Raw genomic sequence first — 13,715 nt, forward strand, 5'->3', positions numbered from 1 at the left:
GAGCTGGCTGGGTTACCACCAGATATGGATGTATACCAGATGGTGGTGCAAGTAGCCACGTAGCGAAAAAACCTGCTAACACGCTCGTCGCATTGATTAACAACCTCGTCGCATGAAGCAAAAAAAGCCCGGATTTTCCGGGCTTTTTAGCAAAAATCGCTGATCTAGGCGGGTGAAGGGGCCGATCGTCCGTACTGCGAGGGAGAGATCCCATATCGTTCCTGAAAGGTCTTGGCGAAGTACGACAGGTTGTCGAAGCCAACTGCATAGGCCACCTGCGTTACGCTCTGGTTGCCTTCCCTCAGGAGTTCAGTCGCTCTGGCCAATCGAATATCTCGAATGAAGCCAGTCGGCGACGTATCGAGTAATGCCTTTACCTTTCGATGCAATTGGGAACGGCTCAGGTTGACGGCGTCAGCAAGCGCTTCGACGCTGAAAGCCGGCTCGCTTAAATGCTGATGAACAATCGTTGTCAGCCGGTCGATAAAGGCTTGCTCGGTCGCCAGCAACGTCAGCGCCGGAGCTAATTGCCGGGTTGTATCCGCTGCCGTGGTGTTTGTGTCAACACCATCAGCAACCGCAGTATCCGTTACAGGGCGCTGCTGACTAAACCAGCTATAGATTCGCTTCCGCTGCTCAATCAGGTTCCGTACCCTGGTTTGTAATTCGGTTCGGTTAAAGGGCTTGGTCAGGTAATCGTCCGCTCCCAGTTCAAAGCCTTCGATCCGGTCTTCAACGGTGGCTTTGGCCGTTAACATGACGACCGGAATATGACTGGTTGCCTCCTGCGTTTTCAGGGCCTGGCAGAAGCCAAACCCATCGAGCCGGGGCATCATCAGATCACAGATCACAACATCGGGCAGCGTCGACGTGGCGATGGCTAACCCGTGCTGACCGTCGGTCGCTTCGATGATTTGGTAATCGGCCTCAAAGATGCTTCGAATGTAAACCCGTATGTCAGCATTGTCGTCAATGATGAGCAAGACCGGGTTATCGTCGCTGGCAGCTAGTAATGGTGGTACGGTGGTTTTATCTGGCTGCGTTTTTGCCTGCTTCTCCTGAACCGGTATGGCCTCTTTGGGGGAGAATGAAGGAATGGTCTGTTCCGCCTGGACGGGGGTTACGGGAAGCGACACGGTGAAGGTGGTTCCTTGCCCCTCTACACTGGTTACAGTAATCGTTCCGTTCATCACCTTTACCAGTTCGTTGACCAGCGCCAGTCCAATACCAGTGCCCTCATACAACCGATTGATTTGGCCGTCGACCTGATAAAATCGCTCGAAAATATGCGCCAACTGGGCCTGGGCGATACCAATACCCGTGTCCTGCACGGTAAACCGTACATGTTCTCTGTTGGCATCAACCGGATAATCAACCGTCATACTAACGTCTCCTCCCGACGGAGTAAACTTGATGGCATTCGACAGCAGATTCGTTACGATCTTTTCCAGTTTATCGCGATCAAAGCCGGCCCACCATTCTGTTTCCGGTTGCTGAAAAGAAAACGTAATCTGTCGGCTTTCGGCCAGCGACTGAAACGAGTAGGCCATGGTGCGGAAGAACGTAGCCAGGTCGCCCGACTCGGTTTTGATCCGCAGCTGCCCCGCTTCCAGCTTGCCGAGATCGAGAAGCTGATTGATCAGATTAAGTAGCCGTTGCCCATTCCGTTCCATTAATCCCAGGGCGGCTTCCGCTGGAAAGCGCTGCCGAAGGTCGGCAAGCGGTCCCAGAATCAGCGTCAGGGGCGTGCGAAACTCATGGCTGATATTGGTAAAGAACTGCGTTTTCAGCCCGTCCAACTCGGCCAGCCGGGTTGCTTCCTTCTGCTCGTAAACAATCTGCTGCTCGAGCAACAGCCGCTGGGTCTGCACCCGAAAGAACTGCCAGACGGCGACTGCCAGAAAGATCGTGTACAACAAATAAGCCCACCAGGTACGGTAAAACGGTGGATGGACGCGAATCTGAAGCTCGACAGGTTTGCTCCAGTGCTGTCCGTCGGAGGAGCCGATCAGCTGAAATGTGTAGTTGCCATCGGGTAGTTGCGCGTAGTTGGCAAATCGGTTTGTTCCACCCTCTACCCAATCGTCGTCAACTCCCCTCATCTGGTAGCGGTAGCGATTCTTGGCGGGGTTAGTAAAATCCATCACCGCGAACTCCAGCGTTACCCCGTTCTGATCATACGATAAATTGACGGCCGGTGCGCTTTCGAGGCTTTTGGGCAAAATACCATCAGGGGCACCAGCTGTTACGGGCTCGTTATTAATTCGTAGACCTACAATGTGTACCTCAGGGATAACACGTCCTACGATCTCTCGCGGATCGAATTCGGTTAACCCGTTCACGCCCCCAAATAGTAGTTTACCCGAAGCCGCTTTGAAAAATGAACCGGTATTGAACTCGTCGTCCTGTAACCCATCAGCTTTGGTGAACGTACGAAAGGCGAAGGTTCGGGGGTTAAGCTGAGCCAATCCCCGGTTCGTACTCATCCACAAATTCTTAAAGGAATCGACCAGGATATCATAGACTACTTTGTTGGGTAATCCCTGTGCTTCGGTAAAATGCCGAAAATGACCCGTTTGCTTGTCCAGTCGCTCCAGCCCCCCGCCTTTGGTACTGACCCACAGGTAACGTAGCGGTTCATAAGGATCGTCAACCATGTTCGACACCACATCATTGCTAAGGCTCTGTCGGTTTGAGGAGCTATTCTTGTAGAGCGAGAAGTGGGGTTTTGTGAGTGGGTGCTCGGCCCGAACCAGCCCTCGGGGCGTTCCAATCCAAAGCGTACCCTGGCCGTCGAAGAAAAGAGCATAGGTTTCTGTTTCGGCTCCGCTTTGGGGTAATAGATGAGCATAACTGTACACCGTAAACGCTTCTGTTGCCGGATTAAAGCGGAGTAACTTGCCCTTAGTAGCACCAATCCAAAGTTGACCGGCTTGATCTTCAAGGGTTTGATTCAGATAAATACCCAGCCCCGCCTGAGCTGGTAGGGGGTACGTTTTTAACAACTGCCAATCGGCGGAGTATTTGCGCAGATAATGCACGCCAAGGTCATCGTCTGTATTGGCCGTCCAAAAAAAGCCAGCTCTGCTTTGCGTTAAAAAACGTTGGTGTTCGCGTTGTAACTTGTTTTGTAAGAACGGAACGAGTCTGTTGTTGGCGCGGTCCAACTGACCGTACTGCTCCATAAAGCGTACGTACGAGCGTCCCTGCCGATCCTCGAAAAGATAGGTCAGGGAAGTTTTGGGCAGGTACGTTCTGAATCGTTTAACCGTCGGGTTGAAGACGCGCAGGCCGTACCCCGTTGTACCAATCCAGATCAGCCCGGTTTTATCTTTAGTCAGGGTACGCAGGCCATACAGGTCCGACGGCATAATCGTAAAGGCATTGGCTGGACTCAGGCTTTCCTGCGCCAGTAGCTGAGCGGGTGCCATCAGCCAGAGATACTCCAGTGTGGCCACCGCCACAGTGTTGGAATCAACCAGCTTTACCATCACGCTGACGGTCTCGCGGGGCAAACGAATGGTTTTGTGTGTGGTTCCGCGCCAGGCATGGATATGGTCGTTCGTCGCCGAGAACCAGTACTCACCCGCACCCGCGTCATCACTCACTACCCAATCCCGGGGCAAAACACCGAGGGGTCGGTTGACGGCCCGCATATCTGCCATCCGTCGCCAGTTGAAGCTACACATACCGGCCGTCGTTCCTACAATGGCAGAACCATCTGCCCGAAACTGAATATGGTGAGCGGAGGGATTGCCAGACATACCGACCAGGGAGATTTGCCCAAACGTCGCCTGACTGGTGAAGTTAACGACCCTGGGATAGCCTGTTTTCAGTTCGTCCGGCAACGTAATCTTGAAGAGCTTGTTTTGATTGGTATTGACCCAGATGTTTCCTTCGGGGTCCTCGGCCAGTAGCCTTATTTCGTAGTTACCCGCGTCGGCAGAACGCCGGTCCTTAATATTAATATGGTAAAATCGCTGTGTTTGAGCATCATACAGATTTAGTCCCTGGTTCATTGTCCCAACCCACAACCGCCCCCGACGATCAATCAGCAGCGCCGAGCAGGCATCATCCGAAATGCTGTACTCATTATAGGGATCGTGGGTGAAGACGGCGAAATTATGCCCATCGTAGCGGTTTAATCCGTCTTTGGTTGCTACCCAGATGAAACCCTTCTTATCCTGCTTGAGGTCATAAATCATCCCCTGCGATAAGCCATCCGAAATCGTCAGCTCCCGCCATCCTTTGGGCTGTGCCAGCAGGCTAGTTGAAAAAAGTACAAATGGTAAAAACAGGAAGTACATTATCTATCATATGTGACACTCAAAGTACGAAAATACGAGTGTTCCCGATTGATAATAAGTAACAAATAATCTGGTAAAGGGTTGACCAGATAGTAAACACAGTTGAATTTAGATGACACTGTCTTATGCTGATACCCTATATCAGCACCATACTAGTTTGGCTGAAATTTTATAAGTGAAGGAGTTATAACCAGGTTAGGATTTAGGCCGACTTGGTCAAGCAATTAACGGTAGCCTGCCCTAAAGATATTCGGATGAGTTAGTGAACAGTCATCAGCGGAAACTCGCTAAGATAAGCTCAATCCGGTTCTGCCAACCATCAGTGATTTGGTTATGAATATTTCTAATAGTTATGATTCTGAGTTGTATATTATATAACCAACTCAGCGTACTAATCGTATAAATTCCTGATAGTGGAGCAACAAAAAAGCCAGCCCTCAAGGTGGGACTGGCTTTCACGTTTTCTTAACCTAAACTAATCTTTAATTTCCTGCTTTCACCCGTTCCTGTTCGGCGGAAGTAGCTGAATTTCGTTGACGAGCGCTTTTTACGTTCTGATTGCCAAACCGATAGCTGAAGGTGAGCATGGCCCGGCGACTTTCCCAACGTGACGCAACCCGGAAGTTAATGTCCTGAACTACGGCCCGTCCTCTGAACTGGTTGAGCCAGAATGGGTCACTTACGTTCAGTTTCAGACTTCCTTTGCCGTCCATCACTTTCTTCTGTATGCCGAGGCTGAAAGCGCCCATTGGCTGCGCCCGGTAGAAGCCGTACTGTGAGGCCGAGTTATACCAACCCGATACTTCGGCGGTCACCGATTTGCTCAGTGTGAAGTTCTGCGAGGTGTAGAGGTTGTAAGCTGCCAGCTTGACTTCATACGGCGTTCCTGAATAATACGTCTTGTAGTGTGTGTAGTATACGCTGAAATTATTCTGCATCCGCCACCATTTTGCAATGGTTACAGGGAAGCTCACGTTCAGGTTTACGTTATCCAGATTTCCCAGGTTTTCGGGCGTAACATACGTAATGTTTTCGGCGGCAATCTGGCGGGGCGTTTCCTGGTTAATGAAATCGCTCGTGCGGCTAAAGCCCAGCGTCGTCGTGAATGCGCCTTTATAAACGTGCGTCAGTTCAACCGAATTCGTGTACTGAGGCCGCAGGAACGGGTTACCCTTCTGGTACGTATACGGATCGAGGTAGAACACAAACGGGTTCAGATTCTGGTAGTCTGGCCGGTCGATACGGCGGCTATACGAGAAATTCAGGACATTGTTGGTGTCGAGTTGCCTCGATAAGAACAGTGTTGGAAACAGGTTCAGGTAGTTCCGATCAACCTGTTGATTCAACGTAACGGAAGTTCCGATCGAGTGGGTGTGTTCGGCCCGTAAACCCGCCTGTACTTTCAGTTTACGACCTAGTTTACCCGCGTAGTTCAGATAAGCCGCACTGATGTTTTCTTCGTATTTGAACTGATTAGATCGACTCGCATCAAATAACCACTGGCGGGTTTCCTGCTGCAACGTATCGTATATGGTGTTGTTATCGGCCTTCACGAAGCTGCTTTTCAAGCCAGCTTCCAGTTTACTACCGTTTTTCATCGGGTGTACGTAATCCGTTTTGAACGCCATAATATCGATTGTCGATGGCATCATATTCCGTACATCCTGATTCGGGCGGACTATTTCACTGGTGGCAGGGCCGTAGTATACCGTACTCAGGTTGTTGTTGTTTTCCCCCCCATAGTGTACATAATCTGCATCGACGGTCAGTTCACGGCCTTTTCCATCGAATTCATATTTATAATTCACGTTGCCCGTTACGTTCGACAGGAACCGCTGCGCATCGGTCCTGGTCGACGGCATGCTAGTCAGTTGGCGGTTTTCATTGCGAATCATGGTATTGTTGACCCCACCCGACTGCCAGTCGTTGGAAAATCCGTTGACCAGTACGCCAATTGTGCTCTTTTTGCTCAGGAAGTAATCTAACCCGGCTTTGTACGAATGGCCGACAAATTGACTCGGGCGGGCTGACAACTGGTCGAAATACGTTACGCGGCCGTTGTACGGAATCTCGCGGTTGATTTCGTTTGAGTTAAAGCTTTGCCGGTTTGTGTAGCTATAGTTACCGAACAGGTTAACCTTGCCGTCGCGGTGGTTCAGATTCAGCGACGTATTGAACTTCGGCAGATCTTCGCGGGCACCGTTTATGTTATTTGCCCAGCCGTAGCCAGTACCGACGATAAACATACCGTTGGTGCCGAAGTTCTTGTTCTTCTTCATCTTGATATTGATGATTCCCGAGTTACCGGCCGCATCGTATTTAGAACCCGGATTCGTGATGATCTCGATTGACGCGATGTTATCACTAGGCGTATTTTTGAGCAGATTCGACACTTCCTGCTGAGACAGGTACGTTTGCTTGCCGTCGATGTAGACAATTACGCCCGACTTTCCTTTCAGCTGGATTTGATCGTTCTGGCGATCAATGGTTACGCCAGGCGCTTTTTCCAGTACTTCAAGCGCGGTGTTGCCACTAGCGACAATGCTATTTTCAACGTTTACGACCGTGCGGTCAACCTGCTGTTCGATGAAAGGCTTCTGCGCAACAACTTTAACCTCAGTCAGATTTTTCGTCTCATCGGTCATTGCCAATGCGGGCAATTCAACGGCCGGATGTGTTTCGTCGACGGCGAACGGAGCGCTATACGTTTTGCGATATCCAATCTGTTGGGCAGCTACCAGATACTCTCCAGCGCCTACGTTCTCGAATGCATATTTACCATCGGGATCGCTGATCGCTCCTTTTACCAACGTAGAGTCTTTGGCTTTCAGGAGCATCATAGTCGTAAATTCAAGGGGTTTACCGGCAGTTGTTCCTACCTGACCGTTTACTGTCCCCCGCGTTAAAGCCTGCCCGAACGCTGTTGTCAGCGTTATCAGCGTGATTACTAGTAAAGAGAAGGTCGTTTTCATATGGATTACTTTTTACAAAGTCGCTTGTGCTCGTCATCAAGTACATGGCAAAGGTAGGTAGTATGTATCACAAAGTACCTGTTCTTACACAAGCGGTCTGAACGGCGGGATAAGCGGATTTAAAGAGTTGATGGGTGTATCGGAGGGGCAGTTTCCGACAAAAGACAAGCGAACGGAGCCGGACGTTGCATAGCGTAGCAACTTTTTTAACTACTTTGTCTTCGTCATGACAACCGCAAAAGTATGGCGTTTCTCCATATAGGCTGGTCCTTGCTCAACATCGCCTTAGTAATCGGTCTTTTTTATAGTTCGTACCGAAACTTCGTTGTGTTCACGAATCGATATGGCTATCTGCCCAGTGGTATACTTTTTCTGCTAACAGTCTCCATGTGCCAATCTTCAAATAAGCCGACCGCTAATCAGGAGACTAAGAACCTGTTTCAACAAACCGTTCGCCTGCCGAACACGTCAATAAACGGGTACCGGTCCGGAAACGCAAAGCTGATTGATCTGCCTACTTTCTCATTAATCCAGTCCGTTATTATGTCGCCCAAAGGACAGTCTGACTCGGTTCACGTTAGCAGCAGTGTCGGGTTAAACGGTTTCGTGGCCGGGGTTTACTGGCTTCCGATATACACGACAGCTACGATTCAATCGAAAGACCGTATCGCCTATTCGACCAGCGGAGTGTTTGAGTGGCGGCTGCTTGGTTTTCCGGTCTACAGACAGGCTGAGCACTTCGAAGGCAGCCTTACGTTAACCGAACCCAGATTTCAGGGCACCGACTGACTGCCGAATACGACTGTCAATATAAAAGCGCATTCGGCAGTCAGTCGGTTGTTAATCTTCATAGACGGGACACTTTACAGTTTTAAGCCTACTACCCAAACGCTGGCGTCTGGACCTTGTCCGGTTTTGAAAGGGCTGTTCGGCTCGTAGCGGCCAAACAGCTTCAATTCATTGCGGAAGCCGATTTCACTCGTTAATCCCCAGCGAACCGGATTCAGGTTAAACGAGCCGTGCGTCCGTACGGATGATCCTCCAACGGGTTTCACTTTCGTATAGCTGTCCAGGCGCGTACCGACGTATCCACCAGCAGCAAACGTTAATCCTGACTTGAACCGCAGGCTCAACATCACCGGTAAGTTAAGCTGGGTTGTTACCAGTTTAGATTTGTGCAGTTCAGTCGTAACCGGCTCAACGATAAGCTGGTCGTTACGTTTCACGAGGGTGTTGTTTCCCTCAAACATGAAATTGTTCCAGGCGATTTCGGGACCGGCTACCAAGCGAAGCTTCGTTGGGCCTTTTGCGATAAGCGGAATTCGTTTCTGCCATCCCAGCGCGATGAACCGTGATCCTATGGGTCGAAGCTCATAACCCGCGGGAAGCGATCCACTAAAGTTATTGACGCCAATGTAAATGCTGAAATCGCTGGTTACGCGTTCGGCGGCTCTCCAGCGCTTGTGCGTAGTAGTTGAGGTCGAGTCAGTGGTGACCGTTACAACGGTGGTTTGAGCAAACGAAGCGGTTGACGTAGCAAAAAGGGCTGTGGCGATGATGTGTTTGAAGGCGTTCATGGCTGTAGTCGAATTTTAATGGTTATGAAACTGGCGTTGTCTTTCTGTTCGAATTAGTCTTTGTTGCGCTATTTGACCAGTAGATGAATGAACAAGTCGCGGAGGTTGCACGAGACCTAAAAAATTCCCGAAGATTTTTTGAAGCCACAAAAAAAGCCCTCATTCTTGAGGGCTGATGATGTATTACTATTCGATGTGAGTAATAAACAAATACCTATGTGTCAACGGCTTGTGAACACGTAGTTCTTCGTCCACAACTCAGGTTATTGTTTCTCTGCCTATCTGCGCATGAGGGCCGTACGCCGGGAATCCAGCTTCAGGAAGATAAACAACAAGATGGAGAACGACCATAGCGACGAACCGCCGTAACTGAAGAACGGCAACGGGATGCCAATAACGGGCATTAGACCAATGGTCATACCGATGTTCACCATGACGTGGAAGAAGATGATACCAGCCACGCAATAGCCGTACACACGCGCAAACTTGCTACGTTGCTTTTCGGCCAGAATTACAATGCGCGACAACAACCCGATAAATAAGGCAATGACCAGAGCGCTGCCAATAAAGCCGTGTTCCTCGCCGATTGTGCAGAAAATAAAATCTGTACTTTGTTCCGGTACGAAATCGAACTTGGTCTGGGTGCCTTCCAAAAACCCTTTTCCTTCCAATCGCCCCGACCCGATGGCAATTTTCGCCTGCGTTACGTTCCAGCCTACACCGAGCGGATCAATGGTCGGATCGACGAGAACTTTGATCCGGTTGCGCTGGTGTTTCTGGAGTACGTTGTTCACAAAAAAGTCGACACCGGTTACGAACACCATCATACCTACGCCCACCAAACCCATTGCTATGATATTGCTGCGGCTGCGGTTGTAACGTGGCATCAGTAAAATAATGATCAGCAGCAAGACAACGATACCGGCGAAAATGTAAATCTTAGCAAATACCAGAGCCAGCACGAACAAAGCCGCCATCGTTATTCCCAGGCCGGGAATCCAGCCGGGCAGGCCCTCGCGGTAGAGCATGATCACGAAGGAAGCAAACACGAGTGTAGAACCGGTTTCGTTAGAAGCCAGAATCAAAATACACGGCAGCACAATGATGCCCGCGATATACATCAGGTCTTTTTGCTTCGACAGGTTAATACCGGGGTTATCCAGGTACTTAGCCAGGGCCAGCGCAGTTGCCACTTTAGCGAACTCGGCCGGTTGTATAGAAAACGACCCAAACTTGAACCACGACCGTGACCCATTTATATTGCTCCCGGCTACCAGCACCAATAAGAGCATCAGGATCATAAACGCGTAGAAGACGTAGGCAAACGAGTCGAAAAACTTATGATTTATAACCAGAATGCAGATGATTAGAATTACCGTTGTACCAATCCACATCATCTGTTTACCAGCATTGGAAGAAAGATCAAACAAACTGGTATGATCTTCGGGACTGTACACGGCGGCATAGACGTTGAGCCAGCCCATAGTTACGCAGCCCAAGTAAAGCACCAGCGCTAGCCAGTCGATGTTTTGCGAGAAAGGATCGTTATTGTGAGACACTGATTTGCATTAATAATTTTGGCTTGCTGATTTCCTGGATTTATCTAACCATACGAAATCAGCAAATTTGACTGCCTTAATTTCCGCTTACACTCGACATTGTTGAAACAGATCTCGGCTTCGTTACCGTCATCAGCGGTTTGGCGGCTTCCGGCTTCGGTGCAGCGGGTTTGCGGGTCGAATCTTTTTTAGGAGCCGGGGCCGGTTTAGGTTTTGTTAGCTGACTGATTGGTGGCATATAGTTCGACGCCAGCACTTTTTCTTCCAGTTTCTTGGCCTCCGTTTTCCGCTTCAGGTAGCGTTCGGCCACCAGAGCGGCTACTGATGCCGCAGCTACCCCGCCCCAGCCTGCGTTTTCGACAAACACGGCCACGGCAATTTTAGGGTTATTCATCGGCGCGAAACCAATAAAGATCGAGTGGTCAAACTTATGACCAAATTTGGCGTTCTGCGACGTACCAGTTTTACCGCATAGGTCAATCCCCGGAATATTCGCCAGAGCCGTTACGGTACCATTGGCCACCGCTCCCCGCATCCCGTCGATGATGGGCAGATAATATTTGTAGTCAATACCCGTATCATGACGTTCGCGGTATTCGGCTGGCAGGCCAACGCCGGGCTTACCGAAGCCTTTGATGTAGTGGGGCGGAATGTACCAGCCCCGGTTGGCAATGGTAGCCGCCAGATTCACCAGTTTAAGCGGACTGATCAGTAATTCGCCTTCGCCGATACTCAGCGAATAGACGTTAGAGAATTTCCAGCGCAGTTCACCTTTATAGATTTTGTCGTAATAGCTCACCGTTGGCAAGTTTCCCTTTAATTCACTCGGCAGATCAACACCAAGCTTCTGACCAATGCCAAACTTTTCGACCATGTCGTGCCACTGCTGCAAGCCAACAGCCGACGCCCGGAACGTATTGGGAATGCCGTTATGGTAAATGAATTTGCGAAATACGTTGTAGAAGTAGGGATTGCATGAATACTGCACCGCTCCCCGCAGGTTGTTTCCCCCGCGGCAGTGGCAACGCATAGGCGACCCGCCATGACCATATACCGTATTCGGAAACAGCGACCCCTGTTGCTGGGCAATCAGCGCCTGAATCAGTTTGAACGTTGAACCGGGGCGGTAGCTCGCCATAATCGGCCGGTTAATGAGCGGCTTATAGGGATTCTTGACCAGTTCCCGGTAGTTCTTGGAGAAGAAGCGACTCGATAGCTGGTTTGGGTCATACGTGGGTGCCGACACCGACACCAGGATTTCACCCGTTGCTGGTTCCACAGCGACTACGGCGCCAACCTTATTCATCATCAGACTATCGGCATACCGCTGCACCTCTACGTCGATGCCCGTGATCAGGTTCTGCCCGGCTACAGCCGCCGTATCATAGGCCCCATTTTTCCAGGAGCCTTTGTTGACCCCCCGCACGTTCTGCATCATGAATTTAACCCCTCGCCTACCGCGCAACTGCTCTTCGTACTGTTCTTCCAGGCCATTGTGCCCGATGTAATCGCCCTGCCGGTAATACGGATTTTCCTGCTCTTCGAGTTGTTTTTTGCTGATTTCACTGACGTATCCCAGTGCATTTGCCATTGTATGGGCCGGATACGTACGCATGGAACTGATCACCGGCTCAAACCCCCGGTAGTCGACTAAAGCATCCTGAATCCTGGCAAACTCTTCCTTAGAGAGCTGCCGCAGAAACAATGATGGTTTAAGAGGAGAATAGTTTTTAGCCAGCCCCATGATGCTGTCGAACTCGGTGCGAGTGATCTGCATCATATTGCAAAATGCGGTTGTATCCGGAATACGCACCTGTTTGGGCGTTACGTATAAATCGTAAACGGGCGTATTGTAAACGATTAATTTGTTGTTCCGGTCGTAGATCTGACCGCGATACGGTATCTCGACGACCCGTTTGATCGAGTTTTTAGAAGCCCCTAATGAGTACGTATCATCCAGCACCTGTAGATAAAAAAGCCGAGCCAGATAGGCTAACCCGACCAGGCAAAAAACACCGATAATAACATACTTCCGATTCTCCAACATGCGACCTAATTCTTATAAGCAAGCTACGTACTCTCTACAAAGTTAGAGCATTAGTGCTGGATAATGAACAATGCACGATGAATAATAAATCGGTCAATTCAGACGCTATTGCGCATTGTATAATACCTATTATTGATTGGCTTTCACCAACCTTTTGCCGTTGTTTTGATCCGGCACAGATACATGTCAGCGGTGATATAAAGCGTAGATCCATCATCACCCCAGGCGCAGTTCGCCGTGGCAACCCCAGTTTTAATATGGCCCAGAAACTCACCCGCAGCTGATAATACCAATACCCCACCTGGCCCCGTCACCCACAAGTTGCCAGACCGGTCTACTTTCATGCCATCGAAGCCTCCTTCGAGCCCCTGCTTCTTCAACCCGTCGGCTCCAAATACGACTCGGCCCGCTCCTACCGATCCGTCAGCTTTTAACGAATACGCCATCACGACGGGCCGTTTAGGGTCCGACTGCGCTACGTACAGTGTCTGTTCGTCAGGAGAGAGCGCTACGCCGTTCGGGCGGGTCAGATCACCGACGACCAGCGACACCTGTCCGGGTCTGCCCTCCCGTTCAGGCGCAATCCGGTACACGCCGTAAGCTTCCACCTCGCGGTTGGTATCATTTTCGCCTTTCTGCATCCCGTAGGGTGGATCGGTGAAGAAAAAACTGCCATCAGAATGAGCCACTACGTCATTGGGGCTGTTGAAGCGCTTGCCGTTATAGCGATCGGCCAGGGTCCGTTTGCCTCCACTACCGTCTAAAGGCATCGCTGACACCCGCCGGTCACCGTGTTCGCAGGCGATGAGCCGCCCCTGCCGGTCGAGGGTCAGACCGTTGGAACCCGGCTCCCCTCCGTAAGCACCCAAACCGGTATAGCCCGAGGGTTTTAAAAAAGGCGTAACGCCTTCTTTCTCGGTCCATTTATAGATGGTATTCTGCGGTACATCCGAAAACAGCAGGTATCGACCATCCTTAACCCATATCGGCCCTTCCGACCAAACGAACCCGCTGGCCAGTACCTCAATTTTGGCGTCTTTAGGGATAAGTTGATCAAGCCGGGGGTCAAGCCGTACAACCTGGCCGATAGTTGGATATGGCGTAGACTGAGCCTGAACCGGGCTGGAAACATAAAGCAGCCAACCTACTGTAAGAAGAATACGAAGCATGGATTTGGTAGAAGAATGTACGGGTATTCTAAAGATAGAACACCCTTAGGAAACCATAAAAATTTCGGCGAAAATTTATAAAAG

General features: G+C 50.3%; 7 protein-coding genes. 1 reads left to right on the forward strand and 6 read right to left on the reverse strand.

The annotated features are described in order from the left end of the window. Window positions 1-164 precede the first annotated feature (164 nt). Entirely contained in the window at window positions 165-4,307 is a 4,143-nt protein-coding gene (locus tag ACYVIY_RS10685) for a hybrid sensor histidine kinase/response regulator transcription factor (protein ID WP_460976330.1), read from the reverse strand. Between the two features lie 482 nt (window positions 4,308-4,789). Continuing rightward, the gene (locus ACYVIY_RS10690; RefSeq protein ID WP_460976331.1) at window positions 4,790-7,279 is read right to left on the reverse strand and encodes an outer membrane beta-barrel protein; all 2,490 of its coding nucleotides are present in this window, start codon (window positions 7,277-7,279) and stop codon (window positions 4,790-4,792) included. A 243-nt stretch (window positions 7,280-7,522) separates the two neighbouring features. Here ACYVIY_RS10690 and ACYVIY_RS10695 point away from each other — a divergent pair, with 243 nt between their 5' ends. Next, entirely contained in the window at window positions 7,523-8,068 is a 546-nt protein-coding gene (locus ACYVIY_RS10695) for a hypothetical protein (RefSeq protein ID WP_460976332.1), read from the forward strand. Between the two features lie 74 nt (window positions 8,069-8,142). On the opposite strand, the gene ACYVIY_RS10700 is transcribed toward ACYVIY_RS10695, so the two are convergent. The 4 genes from ACYVIY_RS10700 to ACYVIY_RS10715 all read right to left on the reverse strand — a co-directional run bounded on the left by ACYVIY_RS10700 (window position 8,143) and on the right by ACYVIY_RS10715 (window position 13,631). Continuing rightward, window positions 8,143-8,856, reverse strand: coding sequence for an outer membrane beta-barrel protein (locus ACYVIY_RS10700; protein WP_460976333.1), 714 nt, complete (start codon window positions 8,854-8,856; stop codon window positions 8,143-8,145). Window positions 8,857-9,134: 278 nt separating this feature from the next. Further along, window positions 9,135-10,415, reverse strand: coding sequence for a rod shape-determining protein RodA (gene rodA / locus ACYVIY_RS10705; protein ID WP_460976334.1), 1,281 nt, complete (start codon window positions 10,413-10,415; stop codon window positions 9,135-9,137). 76 nt (window positions 10,416-10,491) lie between these two features. Then, window positions 10,492-12,462, reverse strand: a complete 1,971-nt coding sequence (locus tag ACYVIY_RS10710; protein ID WP_460976335.1) for a penicillin-binding transpeptidase domain-containing protein — start codon at window positions 12,460-12,462, stop codon at window positions 10,492-10,494. A 143-nt stretch (window positions 12,463-12,605) separates the two neighbouring features. Then, window positions 12,606-13,631, reverse strand: a complete 1,026-nt coding sequence (locus ACYVIY_RS10715) for an SMP-30/gluconolactonase/LRE family protein (protein WP_460976336.1) — start codon at window positions 13,629-13,631, stop codon at window positions 12,606-12,608. Between the last annotated feature and the right edge of the window lie 84 nt (window positions 13,632-13,715).

It is taken from the genome of Spirosoma knui (genome assembly GCF_054780635.1).